Origin of the sequence: Flagellimonas hadalis, assembly GCF_007785775.2 — a bacterium.
Classification (GTDB): Bacteria; Bacteroidota; Bacteroidia; order Flavobacteriales; family Flavobacteriaceae; genus Flagellimonas; species Flagellimonas hadalis.
The window spans coordinates 568,841-591,299 of sequence record NZ_VNIK02000001.1 but is presented as its reverse complement, the minus strand read 5'-3'; the positions used below and the strand labels follow the sequence as shown (position 1 = coordinate 591,299).

16 protein-coding genes are annotated in these 22,459 nt (G+C 47.2%); 12 read left to right on the top strand and 4 right to left on the bottom strand.

All coding sequences use genetic code 11. The features are described 5' to 3' along the window. Nucleotides 1–83: 83 nt before the first annotated feature. Together nhaC and FOT42_RS02535 are read right to left on the bottom strand one after the other, a co-directional pair. Nucleotides 84–1,562 (bottom strand): Na+/H+ antiporter NhaC, encoded by a 1,479-nt coding sequence (gene nhaC / locus FOT42_RS02540; RefSeq protein ID WP_151888998.1) that lies wholly within the window; start codon nucleotides 1,560–1,562, stop codon nucleotides 84–86. A gap of 228 nt (nucleotides 1,563–1,790) precedes the next feature. Then, complete coding sequence (locus FOT42_RS02535; RefSeq protein ID WP_151888997.1) at nucleotides 1,791–2,990, bottom strand: aminotransferase class I/II-fold pyridoxal phosphate-dependent enzyme; 1,200 nt, start codon at nucleotides 2,988–2,990, stop codon at nucleotides 1,791–1,793. A gap of 149 nt (nucleotides 2,991–3,139) precedes the next feature. Here FOT42_RS02535 and FOT42_RS02530 point away from each other — a divergent pair, with 149 nt between their 5' ends. The 4 genes from FOT42_RS02530 to lpdA all read left to right on the top strand — a co-directional run bounded on the left by FOT42_RS02530 (nucleotide 3,140) and on the right by lpdA (nucleotide 9,197). Then, nucleotides 3,140–3,601 carry an Lrp/AsnC family transcriptional regulator gene (locus FOT42_RS02530; RefSeq protein WP_151888996.1) on the top strand — a complete coding sequence of 154 codons (462 nt, stop codon included), beginning with the start codon at nucleotides 3,140–3,142 and terminating at the stop codon, nucleotides 3,599–3,601. Between the two features lie 231 nt (nucleotides 3,602–3,832). Further along, nucleotides 3,833–5,044, top strand: coding sequence for a BspA family leucine-rich repeat surface protein (locus tag FOT42_RS02525; protein ID WP_151888995.1), 1,212 nt, complete (start codon nucleotides 3,833–3,835; stop codon nucleotides 5,042–5,044). A 607-nt stretch (nucleotides 5,045–5,651) separates the two neighbouring features. Continuing rightward, nucleotides 5,652–7,538: a BspA family leucine-rich repeat surface protein gene (locus FOT42_RS02520; protein ID WP_151888994.1), complete on the top strand. Its 1,887-nt coding sequence runs from the start codon at nucleotides 5,652–5,654 to the stop codon at nucleotides 7,536–7,538. Between the two features lie 255 nt (nucleotides 7,539–7,793). Then, nucleotides 7,794–9,197: a dihydrolipoyl dehydrogenase gene (gene lpdA, locus FOT42_RS02515; protein ID WP_151888993.1), complete on the top strand. Its 1,404-nt coding sequence runs from the start codon at nucleotides 7,794–7,796 to the stop codon at nucleotides 9,195–9,197. A 64-nt stretch (nucleotides 9,198–9,261) separates the two neighbouring features. On the opposite strand, the gene FOT42_RS02510 is transcribed toward lpdA, so the two are convergent. Beyond that, nucleotides 9,262–10,458, bottom strand: coding sequence for an acyltransferase family protein (locus tag FOT42_RS02510; RefSeq protein WP_151888992.1), 1,197 nt, complete (start codon nucleotides 10,456–10,458; stop codon nucleotides 9,262–9,264). A gap of 130 nt (nucleotides 10,459–10,588) precedes the next feature. Here FOT42_RS02510 and FOT42_RS02505 point away from each other — a divergent pair, with 130 nt between their 5' ends. The 7 genes from FOT42_RS02505 to FOT42_RS02475 all read left to right on the top strand — a co-directional run bounded on the left by FOT42_RS02505 (nucleotide 10,589) and on the right by FOT42_RS02475 (nucleotide 20,630). Continuing rightward, nucleotides 10,589–11,122 carry an NADPH-dependent FMN reductase gene (locus FOT42_RS02505; protein ID WP_151888991.1) on the top strand — a complete coding sequence of 178 codons (534 nt, stop codon included), beginning with the start codon at nucleotides 10,589–10,591 and terminating at the stop codon, nucleotides 11,120–11,122. Between the two features lie 7 nt (nucleotides 11,123–11,129). Continuing rightward, nucleotides 11,130–12,419: an anthranilate synthase component I family protein gene (locus FOT42_RS02500; protein WP_151888990.1), complete on the top strand. Its 1,290-nt coding sequence runs from the start codon at nucleotides 11,130–11,132 to the stop codon at nucleotides 12,417–12,419. A gap of 220 nt (nucleotides 12,420–12,639) precedes the next feature. Next, nucleotides 12,640–13,947 carry a tRNA lysidine(34) synthetase TilS gene (gene tilS, locus FOT42_RS02495; protein ID WP_151888989.1) on the top strand — a complete coding sequence of 436 codons (1,308 nt, stop codon included), beginning with the start codon at nucleotides 12,640–12,642 and terminating at the stop codon, nucleotides 13,945–13,947. Then, on the top strand, nucleotides 13,944–15,923 hold the full coding sequence (locus tag FOT42_RS02490) for a protein-disulfide reductase DsbD family protein (RefSeq protein WP_151888988.1): 1,980 nt from the start codon (nucleotides 13,944–13,946) through the stop codon (nucleotides 15,921–15,923). The genes tilS and FOT42_RS02490 overlap by 4 nt, the downstream gene beginning before the upstream one ends. Nucleotides 15,924–16,005: 82 nt before the next feature. Continuing rightward, nucleotides 16,006–18,399: a penicillin acylase family protein gene (locus FOT42_RS02485; protein ID WP_151888987.1), complete on the top strand. Its 2,394-nt coding sequence runs from the start codon at nucleotides 16,006–16,008 to the stop codon at nucleotides 18,397–18,399. Between the two features lie 120 nt (nucleotides 18,400–18,519). Further along, nucleotides 18,520–20,055 (top strand): YifB family Mg chelatase-like AAA ATPase, encoded by a 1,536-nt coding sequence (locus tag FOT42_RS02480; RefSeq protein ID WP_151888986.1) that lies wholly within the window; start codon nucleotides 18,520–18,522, stop codon nucleotides 20,053–20,055. A gap of 164 nt (nucleotides 20,056–20,219) precedes the next feature. Beyond that, nucleotides 20,220–20,630 (top strand): hypothetical protein, encoded by a 411-nt coding sequence (locus FOT42_RS02475; protein ID WP_151888985.1) that lies wholly within the window; start codon nucleotides 20,220–20,222, stop codon nucleotides 20,628–20,630. Here FOT42_RS02475 and FOT42_RS02470 read toward each other — a convergent pair. Then, nucleotides 20,627–21,085 (bottom strand): hypothetical protein, encoded by a 459-nt coding sequence (locus FOT42_RS02470; protein WP_313788411.1) that lies wholly within the window; start codon nucleotides 21,083–21,085, stop codon nucleotides 20,627–20,629. The genes FOT42_RS02475 and FOT42_RS02470 overlap by 4 nt on opposite strands. 169 nt (nucleotides 21,086–21,254) lie before the next feature. Here FOT42_RS02470 and FOT42_RS02465 point away from each other — a divergent pair, with 169 nt between their 5' ends. Further along, nucleotides 21,255–22,451: an Nramp family divalent metal transporter gene (locus FOT42_RS02465; RefSeq protein WP_151888984.1), complete on the top strand. Its 1,197-nt coding sequence runs from the start codon at nucleotides 21,255–21,257 to the stop codon at nucleotides 22,449–22,451. The last annotated feature ends 8 nt before the right edge of the window (nucleotides 22,452–22,459 follow it).

The following is a 22,459-nucleotide window of genomic DNA, read 5'->3' as shown; positions in this document are numbered from 1 at the left end:
CAAAAAAAACCTTCCTTCGGGTGGCTGTACCATGTTGTTGATAAAAATGACACCTCTTGAAAAATGGCTGTTTCGGAGAGCATCTATTGGGTCAACTGCTTGATCTTGATCTTGAACGCGGCGAACAGCAAGGTCATGAAAGGGCTCAGCCAGTTGAAGATGGCATAAAAGAAGTATTCCCCGACACCTACACCGAGCACCCCACTATGGTAGGCGCCGCATGTGTTCCAGGGGACCAATACCGAGGTGACTGTTCCCGAATCCTCCAAGGAACGGCTCAGGTTTTCTGGAGCCAATCCACGTTCGGCATAGGCCTTGGAGAACATTTTACCAGGGACCACAATGGCCAGATACTGGTCCGAAGCGGTGATGTTCAGAGCCAAACAGCTCCCTACGGTGCTGGCAAACAAACCAAAAGTGGTCTTGGCCAATTTGAGAAGCGATTCGGTAATGCGTTCCAGTGCCCCGATGCCGTCCATGATGCCCCCGAAGACCATCGCGCAGACAATGAGCCATATCGTGCCCAACATGCCCGACATTCCACCCGAAGAGAAAAGATCGTTCAGTGCAGGGTCCTGTGTAGCTATCTGGGTATCAACCGTGATGGCATTTAAAATGCCTTTGTAAGCAGATTCGAAGGTCAATTGGGAACTTCCACCTATGGTGGCGACAATGTCCGGCTGGAAAATAAGGGCAAACAATCCGCCCAATAATGTCCCGACAAGCAGGGCCATCAAAGGAGGTGCTTTTTTTACTATTAGAAAGATAACGGCCAAGGGCACCAAAAAGAGCCATCCATTGATGTTAAAGGTAGCACCAATATTCGTTAAGATGGAACTGGTGTCCGCATCGCCCGTTGTGTCAATGGTGAAGCCCATAATGATGAACACGACAAGGGTGATGATGATGGTCGGGGTCGTGGTCAGGGCCATGTACCTGATGTGCGAGAACAGGTCACCGCCCGCCATGGCCGGGGCCAGATTGGTGGTGTCGCTCAAGGGGGACATTTTATCCCCGAAATAGGCACCGGAAAGCACCGCTCCTGCGGTCATGCCCAGGGAAATGCCCAAGGCGTCGCCGATACCGATGAGCGCAATGCCCACGGTGGCCGAAGTGGTCCAACTACTGCCCGTGGCCACGGAAATGATGGCGCAGATGATCACGCAGGCCGCCAAAAATATGGTTGGGTTCAGGATCTGTAATCCGTAATAGATCATGGCGGGGATAATGCCGCTCACCAGCCACGTACCCGAAAGGGCGCCCACCATGAGGAGAATGAGCAATGCCCCTGTGGTGGAACGGACATTCTCTGCCACCTCATCGATCATTTGTTCGTAGGAGACCTTATTGAAAAAACCGACGATGGCCGCCACTGCTCCGCCCATCAACAAAATGAATTGATTGGAACCGCTCAGTGCATTATCCCCAAAAACAAAGACATTGTAGGCCAACATCGCCACGAGGGCAAAAACAGGGATGAGTGCTTGGAAAATGGTGAGGTTTTTGTCCTCTACAATGTGTTCGTCTTCCCTGTACTTTGGTTTTTCCTCTTTGTTTGGCATATGGTCTGGGTTTGTTAAAGGGTAATATTACGATTTTGAACCCTGTTCTCCAAAAACATAATTTTTCAGTTCGGTCAGAAATCTGCTAAAAAGTACAAGTGCAAGTTTCAAGTGCAAGAACAGACAAAAAAACCACTTCCGACTTCGGACTTCCAACCTCAAGCACCAAATCTCAATAGCCAAATCACCAAGTCTATCCTCTATGGTCTATTTTCCAATGTCTCTTTATCAGATAATTCCCAATTGCTCCATACAGCTCCGCATGGACAGATAGGTCTTGTGGATGTCATTGTCCAAACCAATGGAGAATCGGATAAGGCCTTGTGATAGCCCGAGTTCTTCCTGCTCTTCCAAAGGAATCTCGGAGGAAGTGGATGTGCCCGAAGCACTGAACAAGGTTTTGTAGAACCCTAGACTTACGGCCAAATAGCCCAACTTTTTCTCTTGCATGAGTTCCATCAAGGCGTTGGCCCGCTCCACGGATCCCACATCCATGGTGAGCATACCGCCAAACCCATACTCATGGTTCATCTGCGCTTTCATAAGTTGATGTCCGGGGTGGCTCTCCAAACCGGGGTACACCACTTTGAGTCCGTCCTTTTCAAATTTTTCGGCCAGATAATGGGCATTTTCACTGTGCTTTTTGATGCGGATGTGCAGCGTGCGCATGTTTTTAAGGATGGATGCCGCCCGCAGACTGTCCAACGTACTGCCCAAGAGCATTCCGGCCCCGTGGTTCACATCTTTCAAACCCAAACAAAAATCGATGGAGGCACAGACGGCACCTGCCACACAATCACTGGTCCCATTGATGAATTTCGTGAGACTGTGCACCACAATGTCTGCACCCAATTGGGCCGCGTGTATAGTAAGTGGTGAAAACGTATTGTCCACCACCAGGGGCATAGTATTCTTTTTTGCAATTTTGGACAGCGAAAGGATATCTGCAATTTCCAACAGCGGATTACTGATGGCCTCGCAAAAGATCATTTTGGTCTTTGGCGTGATAGATTTCTCGACCGTGTCCAAATCTGTTATGTTCACAAAGGACACCGAGATGTTGAATTTCTTCACGAAGTTTTTCAGGAATGCGTAGGTGCCGCCATAGATGGTCCTACTGCAAACGATATGGTCGCCGGCATCGCAAAGTTGAAGGATAACGGCTGTGATGGCCCCCATACCACTGGCATAGACATTGGCGGATTCGGTTCCTTCCAACTGGGCCATCGCTTCCCCCAGATATAAGTTGGACGGGGAAGAGTGACGGCTGTACAAATAGCAACCCTCCGTGTTTCCCTCAAAGGTGTCGAACATGGTCTTTGCTGACAGAAAGGTATAAGTGGAAGAATCTGATATGGAAGGGTTTACCCCTCCGAATTCGCCAAAATATTGAAGATCTTGAATATGTTCCGCTGCTTTGTAGTCCATGATATGATTTTTTGTAAAACTAATCAAGTGTAGTCCTAAAGTCAATATAATTGTTGATATATAGAATTTTAGATGTCTTTAAACTTATATTTTAGATATTAATTCTATTTTTATCCAACTCAAAAGCATTGAACCGAAAAATAATCAGTATGGAACTGGATTTGGTGGACAAACAACTGGTAAAATTGCTCCAAGAAGACTGCAAAAAGACCACAAAACACTACGCAGATATGCTCCAACTTTCCAAAACTGCGGTCTATGAACGCATCCGTCGATTGGAGCGCACGGGTGTGATCACCCAATATGTGGCCTTGGTGGACAAAAAGAAACTGCAAAAGGATTTCACGGTGCTTTGCCACATCCGTTTGGTGCAGCACACCAAGGACAATGTGCTGCGGTTTGAACGGGAAGTGCTGAAACTTGAAGAAGTCTCGGAATGTTTCCACGTAGGAGGTGATTACGACTATATCCTAAAGATCAATGTGGCCGACATGAAAAGTTATCGGGAATTCATGCTCACCAAGCTTACCACTATCAATAATATAGGGAACACACAGAGTTCGTTTGTGATCAGCGAAGTGAAGAACACCCCATCGGTGCACATTGGTTAAACTGCTTTTCAATTTTCGGGTTATTGCTTTTTCAGTTGTTATTATTGCAGCAATGGCTCTGCACCTGCTTTTGTTTTGAACGTCCACAGTCCAGATTTTACACTTTCCAAATTTTCTCCGTCAATTCAAAAGGCCCATCCGTCAATCCAAACCCCGCATCCGTCAGATCGTCTCTTTCAATTTGATAAAAACTGCTCACCTTGCGGTAGTTTTTAATCTAAAAAGTTTGTTATGAAAAAAGTAATGAAGAGTTTCGGGATTGTAATTTTGGTCTCCACTCTGACATGGTCCTGCAGCAAAGATGATGGGCCCACCCCGCCCAAAAACACTGCCCCCAGCATCTTGGCACAGGAATTCACCGTGGATGAGGACATAGCCGATACCGAGGTCATTGGCATGGTAAAGGCCACTGATGTGGAAAAAGATGCATTGACCTTCAGTATCAAGACCAATGCCAACAATCTCTTTGAGATCACTGCGGCTGGCGACCTTTCACTTGCCACTGGAAAAGCATTGGATTTTGAAACCGCTACGCAGCATGTGATCACGATACAAGTTAGCGATGGGGACAAAACGGCCACTGCCTCGGTGACCATAAAAGTAGGTGACGTGGACGAATCCTTGGCCAACGACCCGGCTTCCTTTGTTACCACTTGGAAAACCGAATCCAATGGAGAAGAGATCGCCTTATATGGAAACGGGAGCTATACCTATGATTATACCATTGAATGGGGGGATGGCACAGTGGAAGAGCTCACTTCCAACGAGGGTGCTTCCCATGTGTATGCCACTGCGGGTACATATACCATTGCCATCAAAGGGGAATTCCCTTACTTCAACACCTTTTTTGATGGTGTTGATAACGCAAAGAAACTGATGTCCATTGAACAATGGGGAGATATACAGTGGAAAAGTATGCAAGCCACCTTTCTTCACTGTGAAAATATGGTGTACAATGCTACGGACATCCCCGATCTTTCAAATGTGACCAATATGGAAAGTATGTTCAATGGATGCTCTTCCTTCAATGGAAACATAGCAAATTGGGACATATCCAACGTCACCAACATGTTCAATATGTTCAACGGAGCCACATTGTTCAATCAACCCTTTGGGGAATGGGACACCTCCAAAGTGACCAACATGGGCAATATGTTCGCCGGGGCCACCTCATTTAATCAAAGCCTGGGGGACTGGGACTTGTCCAGCATTACCAACTTGACCAATATGTTCAACAATTCAGGAATGAATGCTATAAATTACAGTAGCACTTTGAAGGGTTGGGGCGGCCAAGGCAATGTATTCATCCCCAATGGGATTGTATTGGGAGCCACTGGTATCACGTTCTGTAATGATGCTGACACTACCTATTTCAGAAATACGGTCCTGATAGGCCAAAATGGATGGACCATCAATGATGACGGCCCCGTGGCCTGTCAATAAAATTGCATTGAACTAGATTATTGTTTTTATTTTTTTTGAGCTGTTTGTGCCACCGGAAGGTCCTTGGGTCTTTCGGTGGTTTTTTATTTGATGATTGGGTTAATGGGTTGTCGGAAGTCCCAAGTGTCACGTTGAGCCTGTCTTTGTCGGCAGATAGGCGTAGTCGAAACCTCGGAAGGCGGAAGTCAGGAGTCCAAAAATTTATTTGTGCATATTGGTGAAATTCGTGTCAAAATGGACGAAAGAAAATAGACCATAGAGGATAGACTTAGCATTTAGGTGATTTGGTTGTTCGGTTATTGGATTATTCGATTATTGCTTATTGTAAGCTGTCCACTGCATACCGCATACTGACACATCCCCAGCCTGAAGCCTGAAACCCAAAACTCGGAACCCAAAACCCACAGCTCCAGCTCCTTTTGAACTTGAAACCTGTACATGGGCTTTAGACCACATTCCGACTTTGGACTTCCGACCTCTTCTCCCCTCAACCCAAAACCCGCATCCGTCAAACCAAACCCCGCATCCGTCAGATCGTGCCCAAATCTTTTCTACGAATGCCCCATCTTGCCGCATTATTCATTCTAACAATAAAAACAAATTGAGTATGAAAAACACTTTTAAAAAATTAGGTATTGCACTTATGGCCATGGCCCTGCTCTGGTCCTGCGGCAAGGACGATGGCCCAACACCGCCATCCGACAAGAACACTGCCCCGGTAATCGCCGCACAGGAGTTCACTGTCATGGAGGACATTACCCCGGCCGATGCCATCGGAACGGTAGTGGCCTCCGATGCGGACAAGGATGCACTGACCTTCAGCATCAAGACGAACGACAACGACCTTTTCGCCATCACTGCCGCAGGGGCACTGACATTGGCGCAAGGAAAATCCCTTGACTTTGCCACCAAGGCACAGCACGCCATCACCGTGGAGGTGAGCGACGGGGAGGACACCGCCTCGGCCACCATCACCATAAAGGTGACAGAGGTCGTTCCACAGAATACTGCTCCCGAGATAGCGGACCAGGAATTTACCGTAGCGGAGGACATTGCCGACACCGAAGTGATCGGCACCATGGAGGCCACCGATGTTGATGGAGATGAACTGACCTACAGCATCGTGGCCAATGACAAATATCTCTTCGAAATCGATCCCGCTACCGGGGAGCTCTCCCTTGCAGCTGGCAAGAACCTCGACTTTGAGACCGACACGGAGCACAGCATCACCGTAGAGGTGAGCGATGGCACTGCCACCGCACAGGCCACGGTGACCATTAAGGTCACGGACGTGGACGAGCTGGCCGGCAACCCCAACGCCTTTGTCACCACTTGGAGGACCACTGCGGCCAATGAGCAGATTGTCATTGGCACAGATGACGATGACTTTTTAAATTACGTTTACGATTATACGATAGACTGGGGCGATGGCACGGTGGAGGAGATCAACACAAGCGCGCCCCCCTCACACGCCTATGCCACCGCGGGCGACCATACCGTGGCCATCTTGGGGCAGTTCCCTCACATATATATGGATAATGGTGATGCTACGAAGCTCCTTTCGATAGACCAATGGGGCAACATCCAATGGGAGGACATGAGCTTTGCATTTAGAGGTTGCACGCAGATGACCTATAAGGCCACCGATGTGCCAGATCTGTCCCAGGTGACCGACATGAGGTCAATGTTTGAAAATGCCACTGCCTTTAATGGGGATATCGGGGACTGGGACACTTCCAATGTGACCAGAATGGGAAGTATGTTCAAAAATGCCACTGCCTTTAACCAGGACATTGGTGGATGGGACACTTCCAATGTGACCGAACTTGGAATGGAAAGTATGTTCGAAAATGCCACTGCCTTTAACCAGGACATCAGTGGGTGGGACACTTCGGGTATTACCAGCTTTTCCAGTATGTTCAAGGGAGCCACTACCTTTGACCAACCCATCGGGGGATGGGAAACTTCGAATGTTATCAATATGTTCGGAATGTTCTCTGGGGCAACCTCGTTCAACCAGAACATTAACACTTGGGACACCTCCAATGTACTCACTATGGGCAGCATGTTCCGAGATGCAACTGCTTTTAACGGTGATGTAACAGGTTGGGACACTTCCAAAGTCAACAACATGTCCAACATGTTCAATGGGGCCTCATCTTTTAACAGGAATGTAACAGGATGGGATACTTCCAATGTCACCAACATGGCCTACATGTTCAATGGGGCCACAACTTTTAATGTAACCTTGGGTGCATGGGATATTTCCAGTGTGACCAATATGACGGGCATGCTGGACAATTGTGGGATGAGTACATTAAATTATAGTTTCACATTGAATGGATGGAACAACCAGCCCAATACCCCCGATAACATTGTATTAGGTGCCGCAGGTCTCAGCGTTTGTGGTAGCAATACCGGGGCAAATGCCTATACAGGTTTGGCTCTTGGCAGAGGTTGGACCATCAACGACGAAAGTGGCCAATGCTTCTGAATTAATTTTAAGACATTTTTTCAAAGGCCGGGAGGACCAAAAGGTTCTTCCGGTTTTTTGCTTTGATGATTGGGTTATTTGGTTAAGGGGTTATGCTGTTATTATTCATTGTAAATTGGATTTTCCCTCTAACCCTTGGCCATTCGCCTTCCATCTCCAAACCCGAAACTTTCACCATCCCGACGTTCCAACGAAAAAACATTCGTATTTTTACACCTGTTTTAAAGAACGGATTATCCTTACAAACCATACAATATGAATCAATATGATGTAGCTGTCATTGGCTCGGGCCCCGGAGGCTATGTGGCAGCGATTAGATGCGCCCAATTGGGAATGAAAACCGCAATCATTGAAAAGTACGATACCTTGGGAGGCACATGCCTCAATGTGGGCTGCATTCCATCCAAGGCCCTTTTGGACTCATCGCACCACTACGAGGACGCCATCAAACATTTCGCCGAACATGGGATCGATATTCCTGGGGAAGTGAAGGTGAACCTAAAGCAAATGATCGCTCGCAAACAGGATGTTGTGGAGCAGAACACCAAGGGCATCGAGTTTTTGATGGGCAAGAACAAGATAGATGTCCACCACGGACTCGGAAGTTTCAAGGATGCAACGCACATCAATATTGAAAAAGATGGAAAAACGGAGACCATCGAGGCAAAGAACATCATCATTGCCACGGGATCCAAACCTTCCACCTTGCCGTTCATCCAACTGGACAAGGAACGCATCATCACATCCACCGAAGCGCTCAAACTCAAGGAAGTCCCCAAACACCTGATCGTTATCGGAGGAGGGGTCATCGGTCTGGAATTGGGACAAGTCTATAAACGTCTTGGTTCCGAAGTGACCGTTGTGGAATATATGGACCGCATTATCCCTACAATGGATGCCGCCCTTTCCAAAGAATTGATGAAAGTGCTGAAAAAACAAAAGATGTCCTTCAACCTGTCCCACAAGGTAAAAGCGGTGGAGCGCAAAGGAAAAGAAGTCATTGTGAAGGCAGACGACAAAAAGGGAGAGGAAGTGGTATTGACCGGCGACTACTGCTTGGTCTGTGTGGGACGTAGGCCCTATACCGATGGATTGAACCTTGAAGCGGCCGGGGTAAAACTGGACGATAGGGGCAGGGTAGCGGTGAACGACCACCTACAGACCAACGTCTCCAACATTTACGCAATTGGGGATGTGATCAAAGGGGCCATGTTGGCACACAAAGCCGAAGAAGAAGGCGTTTTGGTGGCCGAACTCTTGGCCGGACAAAAACCACACATCAACTACGACCTTATTCCCGGGGTGGTCTATACCTGGCCAGAAGTGGCCGCAGTGGGCAAGACCGAGGAACAATTGAAGGAAGAAGGTGTGGACTATAAAGTGGGCCAGTTCCCCATGAGGGCATTGGGTCGCTCACGTGCCAGTATGGATCTGGACGGATTTGTGAAAATTTTGGCGGACAAAAAGACCGATGAGGTGTTGGGCGTCCACATGGTGGGAGCACGTTGTGCCGATTTGATCGCAGAGGCCGTTACCGCAATGGAATTCAGGGCTTCTGCCGAGGACATTGCACGGATGAGCCATGCACACCCGACCTATGCCGAAGCTGTAAAGGAAGCAGCCTTGGATGCAACGGACAAAAGGTCGATACATAGTTAGTCAATGGATAATAAAAAGATAAAAGGGCATTCGGTCTTAGGATTGGATGCCTTTTTTGTTGGGGTTAGCCTTTTACAGTGCGGAAGAGTCTTTTGAGTACCAGACCTGCCCTGGACAACAGTTCCTTCAACACGGAAAATGAAATTTCCTTGATTTCGAGCGTTTGTTTCTTTGCAGTATCCCAAGCCCAGGCAATACTGGATTTGATATCCTCTTCGTATTGGCTATACTTCAGTGCCAAAAAGGTGCAGACGAACATAAAAAGCACTGCTCCGGTTATGGCCACGGAAGGGCTCAGCGAGTGGTGAAAGAACCGATAGAGACCCAATCCAGTCAAACTTCCATAAAGGACCATGTAGTGGATCACATAGATGGAAAGGGTGCTAGATCCAATATTCAGGATAGTCCGGTTGTTGATAAACTGCCGAAGCAACATGAACACGGCAAACACCACAAACACATTGCCCAATCGGACGAACAGGTAGTTGTTGATCTGGAGCAAGTTGAAAAGCTCCACCCCTGTCCATTCGTAAATGGCAAGGAAGGTTGGTGACAACGCGTAGCACAGAATGGCGCCAAGTCCCAGCGAAATGGCAATGGCCGCAGGATAGAGGAATTTGAAATCCTTGAACCTCAAAAAGAGGATGGAGATAAAAGCCCCGATGGTGGCATATCCCAACCAAGGAATGATGGTAAACACAGAACCATTGGCCTTGGTAAAATAATTGGCAAAGAATTCCGGTAAAAAAGAAAACGACCATTGTTTGTAAAGCGGTTCAAATAGGAACAGGACTACGGTAATGGTCAATAGCAACAATGGGAAAACATGCTTTTTTCTATTGATGGTCAACAGATAGACCCCGATCAAGGCCAAAATGGAAAGCCCGATGCAATGTAGTACGTCCACAAAGTAAAAAGAGGGGTAAATCTCCCCTTTGAGCAGTCCAAATAGATTGGAACGCAGCAAATAGCCAATAAAAATGAGTTGAAGTCCACGGCGAATGCCTTTGGCCACCCTTGGATTGTCCATCCCTTTTTGGGGCACCCGGACAAGCAAGTACGTAAAAATGAATCCGGAAACCGTAAAGAAAACAGGTGCGGTGATTCCCCGAAAATAGAGCCAAACACGGAAGCCGCCATTGTTGAGGTCCCTGAAGGCAGGTTCCAAAAGCCCATCGATAAAATGCCCTTGGAGCATCATCAATATGGCCCAAGCACGCATGGCATCTACAAAAAATAACCTGTTGGTCTTAGCTGTCATTCGGTTCGATATGTTCCTATATACTTGTTTTGCAAGTACTTTGGATGCTTTCCGTGGCAAAATTATACAAAATACTCACAACTCTGCCCCAATTGGGGTATTTTAGCGAAACAATCAATGATTTTTTTCTATGGCATCGATTTTGGCATTGGCCGGAAGCAATTCTTCAACATCCATTAACTTCAAACTTGTACAATTGACCACTTCTTTGGTGGAAGGGCACGACCTTCGATTGTTGAACATGACAAGATACCCGTTTCCCATGTTCAGTGAGGATGATGAAAAAAGAAAAGGGTATTCCAATGCTTTGGTGGAGTTGAAGGAAGATATTCGGAATGCGGATGGGCTTATACTCTCCGTGAACGAGCATAACGGCAACCCATCGGCCTATTTCAAAAATGTGTTGGATTGGTTGTCGCGTTTGGACCGAAAATTTTTGGAGGGGACAAAGGTGCTCCTCATGTCCACATCGGGAGGCAAGCGAGGGGGTATGGGCTCTTTGGGCGTGATCCAGAATATGTTGCCAAGGTTCGGCGCGGAAATCATCGCCACGTTTTCCCTGCCTTCGTTCCACGATAATTTTTCAGAGGATGGGATTTTGGATGAATCCTTGAAAGCAGAGCACCAAAAGGCACTCCAAACCTTTTTGAGCTCGTTAAAATGATTGGACATTGCGTACACAGCGTTCCTTTAAAATAACACCACCTTTACAAAGTAAAAGCGCCCTTTTGGAATGGTCCAAGAACTACACCGACGCGGTGTGGTTGGACAGCAATGGGCATCGGGGCAATTATTCTTCCTTCGAAGCCTGTCTGGCTGTGGGCAGATCCAGGGAGTTTTCCAATTTGGAAGAACTCAGGAAACATTTTGCACACCAACCTGACTGGCTCTTCGGGTATTTTTCATACGACCTAAAAAACCAGTTGGAGGATTTGGTTTCCCATAACGCGGATGGTGTAGGGTTCCCGGACCTGTATTTTTTTCAGCCCCTAAAAATTGTCATACTGGATGGGGACCAACTCAGTTTTTTGTATTTGGATGCGGATGACATTGAAAAGGATTTTGAGGCCATCGTCTCGTTGATGGGCGAAGATGACACCAACAATAGCAATACCTCCCCCGTTCCCATAAAGATGCGCATCCACAAAGATGCCTATTTTGAAAAAGCGAACCGTTTTTTGGAACACATCCATCGCGGGGATATTTATGAGGCCAATTTTTGTCAGGAGTTTTATGCCCAAGACGTTCAAATAGCTCCTTTGGAGACCTACAAAAAACTGAATTCCATATCCGAACCCCCGTTTGCGGCCTACATGCGCTTGGACGAAAGGTATTTGATGTGCGCCTCCCCGGAGCGGTATTTGAGAAAGCAGGGAGAGAAAGTAATTTCACAGCCCATAAAGGGCACTGCGCCACGGGGAAAGGAAGCTGACGACGATCTGCGCCTACGGAAACAACTGGCCCAAAATGAAAAGGAAAGGGCGGAGAACATCATGATCACCGATCTGGTGAGGAACGATCTTTCCAAAAGTGCCATCAAAGGAAGTGTTGTGGTTGAAGAACTTTGTAAAGTTTATGGATACAAACAAGTAAACCAGATGATCTCGACCATCACTTCAAGAGTGGATCCAAGCGCAAACCCTGTTGACCTGATAACGGAAACCTTTCCGATGGGCAGTATGACCGGCGCACCGAAGATATCTGCAATGAAGATCATCGAAGCATTGGAGGAGACCAAACGAGGTCTGTACAGTGGGGCAGTGGGTTATTTTGACCCAGAGGGTAATTTCGACTTCAATGTGGTCATACGGAGCATTTTGTACAACGAAAAGAATAGGTTCGTTTCCTATTCCGTGGGAAGTGCCATCACCGCAAAATCCGACCCCGAAATGGAATATCAGGAATGCTTGTTGAAGGCTAGGGCCATGCGTAGCGTTTTGGAGGGAGGGATTGAAGGCTAGAGGTTTAGGTTTTCAGGTTTAAGTTCAAATTCAAGTTTTAAGAAACAAGAACAACTGTCCCTTTGAGGGGACTTTAGAGGTGTTTTTATAGAGTGGACACGAAAATCACGAATCTTTACGAAAAATTGAAGCTCCAAGCATCAGTCGCCAAATTCCAATAACTGAATAACTCAGTAATTGAATAACCCAATAACTCAACAACGAATCGTATTTTTGTGGTATGCTGGAAAAGTTTAAAAAGCATGTGGACCTTAATCTGCCTTTGTTGAAGGGAAAGCGGTTGTTGGTGGCCTGTAGTGGGGGAGTGGATAGTGTGGTTTTGGCCCATTTATGCCGAAAATTGGGGCTGGACATGGCTTTGGTCCATTGCAATTTTGGGTTGCGTGGTGCGGAAAGTGATGGCGATGAGGATTTTGTGAGCCAATTGGCGGAACAATTGGGCGTGGAAGTCTTGGTCAAACGATTCGACACGGAAGCCTATGCAGAGAAGAACCGGGGTTCCATCCAAATGGCGGCAAGGGACCTACGCTATCAGTGGTTCCAAGAGGTTTTGGGAAAAGAGGGCTTTGATTTTTTGGTAACGGCCCACCATGCCGATGACAACTTGGAGACTTTCCTGATCAATCTTTCCCGGGGCACAGGCATCGAAGGTCTTTTGGGAATTCCCGAAGTGAACGGGAAAACTGTCCGCCCCCTACTTGTCTTTTCACAGGAAGAAGTGATGGCATATGCCCAGTCTGAACACATCCAATGGCGGGAGGACAGCAGCAATGCCAGCAACAAGTACCTTCGCAACAGGATAAGGCACGAACTCGTGCCCAAACTGAAGGAGCTGCATCCCACGTTTCTCCAAAATTTTATACGCACCCAATCCCATCTGCTCCAGACCCATACTTTGGTGGACAACCATATCCAGAGCATCAAAGCAAAGCTTTTTGTGGAAAATGGAGGAAGCATTACGATAGATATAGGGGAATTGGAGCATTTACAACCTACGGCAACCTATGTGTACGAACTTTTTAAAGCATACGGCTTCACGGAATGGGACGATGTACAGCATCTCTTGACTGCTATGAGTGGTAAGGAAGTGGTTTCCAAGACCCATAGATTGGTGAAGGACAGGCAGCATTTGATCCTTTCAGAATTGGAGGGCGAACCAAAAAGACCATATTTGATCTTTGAAAATGAAGAACAGCCAAATTTGCCCCTCAAACTAAATCTGGAAAACGTTAAAAGCATTGAAAAATCAGGGCAGGACACCATCTTTATCGATAAGGAAAAGTTAAACTTCCCGTTGGTGTTAAGAAATTGGGAAAAAGGCGACTATTTTTATCCTTTCGGTATGCAAGGGAAGAAAAAACTGTCCAAATTTTTCAAGGACGAGAAAATGGATGTCATATCAAAGGAAAAGCAATGGCTGCTTTGCTCGGACAACGATATTGTTTGGGTGGTGGGCCGAAGGGCAGACGAACGTTTCAAGGTGGGGGATTCAACCCGACAAATTATAAAGATCACACAGCTTACATGAGGTCATTTTTACTTTTTTTAGGATCAATCTTCATCAATCTGGTCGCATTTGCCCAAACAGAGGCCAACCCTGCCGTTTGGAGCCACGAAGTCCATAAAATATCGGACACGGAATACGAACTGGTCTTCACGGGAAAAATCATGGACGGATGGCACGTCTATTCCCAATACACGGCCGAAGGAGGTTCGCTGCCCAGTGAATTCACTTTTGAAAAAGCAGGGGAGGATTACGAACTCGTAGGTAAAACTGAGGAAAGCGAGACCATCACCGAGTACAGTGACATTTTTGAAGTGGATGAGACTTTCTTCAAGAAAGAGGCCATCTTCACCCAAAAGATAAAACTGCTCAACCCAGAGGTCAACCAGATTTCGGTGAACCTGTTTTACCAAATCTGCAAGGAAGTCTGTATTCCCATGGACCATCTTTTCCAGATTTCCTTGGATGGCAGCACCTTTGTGGCAGAGAACAAGGAGTTGAACGAAAGAAGTGTGGCCTTGGGGGAGTCGTTGAAGGTGGACTTGAAGAACAAACACCTTTTGAACCAGGGAGCACAAATGGACGCTGAAGGAAAATCCAACCTATGGATGATCTTTGGGCTTGGATTTTTGGGCGGGCTCATCGCCTTGTTGACTCCATGTGTGTTTCCCATGATCCCGTTGACGGTCTCCTTTTTCACCAAACATACGCAGAACAAGTCCAAGGGCATCGGAAATGCCGTTCTCTATGGATTTTTCATCGTTTTGATCTACTTCTTGCTGAGCTTGCCCTTCCATTTGTTCAATTCGGTGGACTCGCAGATACTGAACACCATTGCCACCAATGTTTGGCTCAACGTGTTCTTCTTCATCATTTTCGTCTTTTTTGCCTTTTCATTTTTCGGTTATTATGAACTGACCCTACCCAGCTCTTGGGCCAACAAGATGGACTCCGCCTCGTCCAAAGTAGGAGGGGGATTGGGTATCTTTTTCATGGCGCTGACCTTGGCCATAGTGTCCTTCTCGTGCACCGGCCCCATTTTGGGCGGACTGCTGGGGAGCACTACGCTGGCTGAAGGCAATGTCGCGACCAACCTATCGGCGGGAATGGTCGGTTTTGGTTTGGCCTTGGCCCTGCCATTTGCATTGTTTGCCATGTTCCCGGCCTGGTTGAACTCCTTGCCCAAATCGGGCGGATGGATGACCACCGTGAAAGTCGTTTTGGGCTTTTTGGAGCTGGCCCTAGCCTTCAAGTTCCTTTCCAATGCCGATTTGGTGGGCAATTGGGGATTGTTGAAAAGAGAGATCTTTGTCGGTATCTGGATAGTGCTCTTTATGCTGATGACCCTGTATTTGTTCGGGCTGTTTCGTTTTCCGCATGATGGTCCAAAGAAAAAACTGACCACGACCCGAAAAATCTTTGGCGTATTGAGTTTGGCATTTTCGGTGTATTTGATACTGGGCCTTTTCCAGGTGACCCATTTGAAATTATTGAGTGGATTTCCGCCCCCGGATTTTTACAGTGTAATCGAAACCGAAAGCGATTGCCCCCTTGGTTTGGATTGTTTCAAGGACTTTGAAGAAGGTGTGGCCCATGCCAAAGCCGTGAACAAACCCATTTTGCTCGATTTCACGGGGTGGGCATGTGTGAATTGCCGAAAGATGGAAGAAAACGTATGGAGCCACAGTAGCATCTATCCCCTTTTGAAGGACGAATATGTGCTGATCTCCCTCTACGTGGACGACAGAAAGGAACTTCCCGAAGAAGAAAGGTTCGACTTCAAATACGATTCCGGACGGATAAAGGCCATTGAGACCGTGGGCCAAAAGTGGGGGACTTTCCAGACCATCAACTTCAATGCGGCCTCGCAACCCTACTACGTGCTACTTTCTCCCAATCTCGAAATTTTGAACGACGCTGTCCAATATGTGGATGTGGAAACCTACGGGGAATGGCTAAGATCGGGCTTGGAAAAGCACCATCTTTCCATGGACAAATAATTGGTAAGTCCTTTTACTTTTTTTTAAAGGGTCAGGAAATTAGTTTTACCTTAGGGAGGTAATCGACTTAACCTAAAAGGTAGTGAAAAAACTAAAAAAAGTACTTCTGTTTATTGCAGGGTTGATTCTGTTGGCTCTCATTGGCATTGCCATTTTCTTGAACGGCCTCAAGCCTGATTACAGTGGAAAAAAGACATTGACAGGATTGGACAGTGAGGTCAAAGTACTTTATGATACTTACGGAATCCCCCACATATATGCGGACAAAGAAGAAGATGCCCTTAGGGCATTGGGCTACGTGCATGCGCAGGACCGTTTGTGGCAAATGGAACTGTTGAGACGAGTGGCCAAGGGTAGGCTTTCCGAAGTATTTGGCAAAGACCTCTTGAAAACCGATAAATTCTTTCTTTCCTTGGGTATTGATGACAATTCGGCAGAAACAGTGTCCAATACAGACTTGAATGGCAGAACCGCCATCCTTTCACAAGCGTATTTGGACGGAATCAACGAATTTATCGAAAAGGGCCCCACACCCATCGAGTTTTACCTTACTGGACTGGATAAGGAACCTTTTTCTTTGGAGGACATTCACAATGCAGTGGGCTACATGGCCTTCAGTTTCGCCATGGCGCACAAAACAGACCCTCTACTGACCAGTATGAGGAAAAAATTGGGTGAGGAATACATGAAGGACCTTGCCATAGGTTCCGATACCTCAACGGTCTGGATCAAGAACTACAAAGGGATCAACACGGATTCGCTGGCTTCAAATATTACGACCAGTGTGACGGCAGCCTTGGAAAAATTGCCGATTCCACAATTTGAGGGGAGCAACAGTTGGGTAATTGCCCCACAGAAGACCAAGAACGGCAAGGTGATCCTGGCCAACGATCCCCACATCGGGTTTGCCCAACCATCCGTATGGTACGAAGCGCATATCAGTACGCCCACCTATGAAAAATATGGCTATCATTTGGCCGGTGTGCCATTTCCGCTATTGGGGCACGACAGGAATTTGGCCTACGGGCTGACCATGTTCGAGAATGACGACATTGATTTTTATTACGAGGAAACACATCCATCCGACAGCACCAAGTACAAGACCGCCGAAGGATGGAAAGAATACGGGTATGTGACCAAGACCATCAAGGTAAAGGATGGGAAAGATGTTTCCTTCACCTACCGAAAAACACAGCACGGACCTGTGTTGAACCAAATTGCCGATCAGATTTCAGGGGAAAGGCCCGTGTCCATGTCGTGGATATACACCAAACCCAAGAACGAGGTGATGGACGCCCTTTATGGACTGAGCCACGCCACCAATCTGGAAGAATTCAAAAATGCATTGCCCAAGATCCATGCCCCTGGACTGAATGTGATGTACGGTGACGCCGAGGGCAACGTAGGCTGGTGGGCCACGGCAAAACTCTATCAAATGCCGGACAGCCTGTCCACCAAGTATATTTTGGACGGCACCTCAGGGAAAGAAGAACCATTGCGCTATTTGGATTTTTCAGAAAACCCAAGTGCAGAAAATCCGCCGTGGAACTACGTTTATTCCGCAAATAACCAGCCCGATTCCATTGCAGGGATGCTGTATCCCGGATATTACCTGCCCGAGAACAGGGCAAGAAGGATCGTGCAGCTTTTGGATACCAAGGATGATTGGGACAAAGAGGCTGTTTCCGAGATGATCTTGGACGTGACTTCTCCTGTTAACACACAATTGGTGACCGAACTGATCAAACTGTTCGATGTGTCCCTCTTGACCCAAGAGCAGTTGGTGTTGGTGGATTCCCTTGAAAACTGGAACGGGGAATATACGTTGACAAGTACCAGTCCCACATTGTTCCACAGAAGCGAATACTATATGGTCAAAAACACCATGGAGGACGAACTGGGCACGGAAATGTTCAACCAGTTTTTGGCCACACACATTTTCAAGCGACAAATTGCTTGGGGCGCCAAAATGGAAAGTGGAAAATGGTGGGACAATGTCCATACCAAGGATGTTGTGGAAACACGAAAAGATATCGTGATGAAATCCTTTGCCGATGCATGGGAGTCTCTGGTCAGCGATTTTGGGGCAGACCCAAGCGAATGGACCTGGAACAAGGTACACACCTTGGAACACCAACACCCCATTGGTCAAGTGGAATCCCTTCGCAAGTATTTCAATGTGGGGCCATTTCCTGTTGAAGGCACCCGTGAGGTCATCAATAACCTGTCGTTTCCTTATGACGACACAGGATTTTACAAAGTAAGTTCTGGACCGTCCACACGAAGGATTGTTGATTTCTCGGATATTGAGAACAGTATCAGCATATTGCCCACGGGACAATCTGGAAATCCGTTCAGCAAGCATTACAAGGACCAGGCTGAAATGTACGTGAAGGGAGAGTTCCGAAAAATGATGATGAACAAACAGGAAATCGAGGAAAAAGCCGAGTCCATACTCACCTTCACCAAAGAGTGATTTTTTCATCCATTGGTTGGGAAGGGCTATCCATCAATTCAAACCGCGCTATTGTCAATCAATGGGCTTTTGGTAAATAGGCTTTGCCTATTTTTTGCCCTGATTTGACAAAATTTCCAAATGCTGATAAAAATTCATGGCAGTGCCGTTTTCGGCATTGAGGCGACCACTGTCGTAGTGGAAGTGAATGTGGACAAGGGTATAGGCTATCATTTGGTGGGACTGCCCGACAACGCCATCAAGGAAAGCAATTACCGCATAGCTGCCGCGCTACAGAACAATGGGTACAAGATCCCGGGAAAAAAGATAACCATCAACATGGCCCCGGCCGATCTCAGAAAGGAAGGCTCGGCCTATGACCTCACTTTGGCATTGGGCATTTTGGCCGCTTCGGGCCAGATCAGGTCGGAGGGCATCCAAAACTATATCATCATGGGTGAGTTGTCGTTGGACGGCAGCCTCCAACCTATCAAAGGAGCCCTGCCCATTGCCATAAAGGCACAACAAGAGGGTTTCAAAGGATTTATACTTCCAAAGGAAAATGCCAGCGAGGCCGCCATTGTAAAGGACCTTGAGGTCTATGGCGTGGAGAACATCAAGGAGGTGATGGATTTCTTTGATTTGGAAATCCCTTTGGAACGGACCTATGTGGATACCCGCCAAGAGTTTTATGAACATCTCAACTTTCCGGAACATGATTTTGCCGATGTAAAAGGCCAGGAGAGTATCAAACGCTGTATGGAAATTGCCGCAGCGGGTGGACACAATATCATTTTGATAGGTCCGCCAGGAGCAGGAAAGACCATGTTGGCCAAGCGGTTGCCTTCCATTTTGCCTCCAATGACCTTGCATGAAGCCTTGGAGACCACCAAGATCCACAGTGTGGTGGGCAAAGTGAGAAACAAGGGGTTGATGAGCCAACGCCCGTTCAGGAGTCCGCACCATACCATTAGTAGTGCTGCCCTGGTCGGTGGTGGCAGTTATCCACAGCCCGGGGAAATCTCCTTATCGCACAACGGCGTGCTTTTCTTGGACGAGCTTCCCGAATTTGAGCGCAGGGTCCTCGAAGTGATGCGACAACCCATGGAAGACAGGGAGGTCACCATTGCACGGGCCCAATACACGGTCACCTATCCCAGCAGTTTTATGTTGGTAGCGAGCATGAACCCTAGTCCAGGCGGTTATTTTAACGACCCCGACGCACCTGTCACTTCTTCACCTGCGGAGATGCAACGTTATTTGGGCAGGATATCAGGACCTTTGCTGGACAGGATCGATATCCATATTGAAGTGACCCCAGTCCCTTTCGAAAAACTCTCCGAAGAACGAAAAGGGGAGAGCAGTATGGAGATCCGGAAAAGGGTGGAGGTGGCAAGGGACATCCAGACTGCCCGATTTTCCGAATGGGAAGGCATCCATTACAATGCCCAGATGGACACCAAGCACATACGACAGTTTTGCCCTTTGGGCGAATCTTCCAAGGAATTGCTGAAAAATGCCATGCAACGGCTGAATCTTTCGGCACGTGCCTATGACCGGATCCTGAAGGTGTCCAGGACGATTGCCGATCTGGAAAGGGCAGAGAACATCAACCAGAACCATATTTCGGAAGCCATCCAATACAGAAGTTTGGATAGGGAAGGCTGGTTGGGATAAACCCATTTTTGAAAAATCCAAAATTTTAGGGACTTGGCCATGGAATTGGCAATGGAATGACCCTTTTGGGGAATAAGTGTAAAAAATACGTTAAATATCCTTACCGATCTGGATTTGAGTATGTTATGGAGTATTTTTGCACCCATTTTTCAAAATTCATAAGAATGCAATGTGTGGAATTGAACCCAGTGGGCAACTTTGACCCGTGGGAGCAGGAGAAGATCGATGAGTTGCTGCATCAAGATATAACAAGGTCTTTGAGTAATAGATTGGTATTTGAGAACGAAAGTGTCAAGCTTTGGGATCTGCATTTGGCCCCGGGCGAACGAATTCCTTTCCGAAGGCACAATACCAACTATGGTTGGGTCTGCACTACGGGGGGATTGGCCCTTACCCGGTACGGAAACGGCAAAATAGACATGATAAAACTGGATCCCGGGGATACGGAATATTTTGAGTACAGGGGCAAAAACTATGTGAACGATCTGGAGAACATAGGCGAACACCCCATCATCATCAATATTTTGGAATACAAGCTCACCAAAAAGGATAATAGTCTGCAGTTTTGTGACTAGATGGCCTTGATGTTTGCCTTGAGCCCGGAGATGATCCCCAAAATGTTCTGTACGGTTTCATCCAAATAATAGGTGATGGCCAAATGGGGAATTCGAATAGTGGTGAACCCATTTTTGAACGAGTGCATGGCATCTTCAAGATCGCTTATGGCCTGTTCGTGGGTTATCCTACTATAATCCCTATCTATTTCAATGTTCAGTTTTACCCTTGAAATGGCAATATCGACCGATTTTTTGCCGTCCCACCATTCCAACATGGGATGGGCACCGGCTTCCTTCAAAGCATAAAAGAGTTGGACGGCTTCTGGGGGAGTATCGTTGTCAAGGATGACTTTTTTGATAAGTCGAGTATGTCTTTCGCAAAGCTGAACACCAAGGGAATCCATGGATGCCCGGTACTGATGATGATCAATACTTTTGCCACAATCCTTACAGGTCATAAGTGTGTTAGTCAAGTTCAAGTTTTGTAGTACGATTTGGTAATCATAATAACTTTCGCTTTTGCAAATTCGTATAATCGGTCGATGTAAAACATCCCTTTTTTAGACGAAATACATTTTTTTGGACGAAATACATGGTTTGTCCCAATATCCTGTTAAATTCATTGCATGAACCAACTGAGCAATGTTTAAAAAAATAGGACCGGGGGTATTGGTCGCAGCGGCCTTCGTGGGACCGGGAACCATAGCAATGTGCACCTTGGCCGGGGCACGCTTCGGATATGCCCTTATCTGGGCCTTGGCCGTGTCCATTTTGGCCACCATTGTGCTACAGGGAATGGCAGGTAGGATAGGAGTGGTCACCCAAAGTGGACTGGTGGATGTGGTACGTCAAGAGCTGAAAGTACCCTGGATGAAGAAAACGGTGATCACCGTGGTTTTAGCGGCTATACTCATCGGCAACGCTGCCTACGAGGCGGGGAATATAGGTGGGGCGACCTTGGGATTGGAACAATTTGTTGGCCAGGAATGGGCAAAACCGTACTTGCCTATGTTGATCGGGATTTTCATATTCCTGTTGCTCTGGTTCAGTACATATAAGATATTGGAACGCATTTTTGTAGGCTTGGTGGGCATCATGGGAGCTAGTTTTGTCCTTTGTGCCATCATCACCAAACCCTCATTGACGGAAATAACGAAAGGGATGTTCGTGCCCAGCCTTCCGGAAGGGAGTTTGTTCACCGTCATCGCTTTGGTCGGGACCACGGTGGTGCCCTACAATCTTTTTTTACATGCATCCTTGGTCAAGGAGAAGTGGAAGTCAGAAACCGGAATCAAGGAGGTGAAATGGGACACGATTGTATCCATTGCCTTGGGAGGTATCGTGTCCATTGCCATTTTGGTGACCGCTTCAGCAGCTCCCATTGCCAATGTGGACCAAGTTTTGGACATGGCAAAGGGGCTGGAACCCCTCTTCGGCAAAATGGCCGTTTACTTTATGTCCGTTGGACTATTGGCCGCAGGGATTACTTCGGCCATCACCGCGCCATTGGCGGCGGCCTATGTGGCTAGTAGCTGTTTTGGATGGTCTGGTGGCATGCAGGACAAGCGATTCAAATGGACCTGGGCCTTTGTGCTTTTCTGTGGTGTTGTCTCATTGTCTTTCGACATCAAACCCATCGAAGTGATACAATTTGCCCAAGTGGCCAATGGGCTGTTGCTTCCAATCATGGCCCTATTGTTGCTTTGGGTGGTGAACAAAAGGTCCGTTATGGGCCAGTTCAAGAACACGATGCTTCAGAATGCCTTCGGACTGGCCATAGTGCTGTTCAGTATTTTTCTGGGGATAAAAAGCATCCTTAAAGTAGCAGGAGTGTTTTGATTTGAAAT

Coding starts and splice junctions, on each gene's coding strand:
- nhaC (WP_151888998.1), bottom strand. CDS start 1,562: ATGCCAAACAAAGAGGAAAAACCAAAGTACAGGGAAGACGAACACATT.
- FOT42_RS02535 (WP_151888997.1), bottom strand. CDS start 2,990: ATGGACTACAAAGCAGCGGAACATATTCAAGATCTTCAATATTTTGGC.
- FOT42_RS02530 (WP_151888996.1), top strand. CDS start 3,140: ATGGAACTGGATTTGGTGGACAAACAACTGGTAAAATTGCTCCAAGAA.
- FOT42_RS02525 (WP_151888995.1), top strand. CDS start 3,833: ATGAAAAAAGTAATGAAGAGTTTCGGGATTGTAATTTTGGTCTCCACT.
- FOT42_RS02520 (WP_151888994.1), top strand. CDS start 5,652: ATGAAAAACACTTTTAAAAAATTAGGTATTGCACTTATGGCCATGGCC.
- lpdA (WP_151888993.1), top strand. CDS start 7,794: ATGAATCAATATGATGTAGCTGTCATTGGCTCGGGCCCCGGAGGCTAT.
- FOT42_RS02510 (WP_151888992.1), bottom strand. CDS start 10,458: ATGACAGCTAAGACCAACAGGTTATTTTTTGTAGATGCCATGCGTGCT.
- FOT42_RS02505 (WP_151888991.1), top strand. CDS start 10,589: ATGGCATCGATTTTGGCATTGGCCGGAAGCAATTCTTCAACATCCATT.
- tilS (WP_151888989.1), top strand. CDS start 12,640: ATGCTGGAAAAGTTTAAAAAGCATGTGGACCTTAATCTGCCTTTGTTG.
- FOT42_RS02490 (WP_151888988.1), top strand. CDS start 13,944: ATGAGGTCATTTTTACTTTTTTTAGGATCAATCTTCATCAATCTGGTC.
- FOT42_RS02480 (WP_151888986.1), top strand. CDS start 18,520: ATGCTGATAAAAATTCATGGCAGTGCCGTTTTCGGCATTGAGGCGACC.
- FOT42_RS02475 (WP_151888985.1), top strand. CDS start 20,220: ATGCAATGTGTGGAATTGAACCCAGTGGGCAACTTTGACCCGTGGGAG.
- FOT42_RS02465 (WP_151888984.1), top strand. CDS start 21,255: ATGTTTAAAAAAATAGGACCGGGGGTATTGGTCGCAGCGGCCTTCGTG.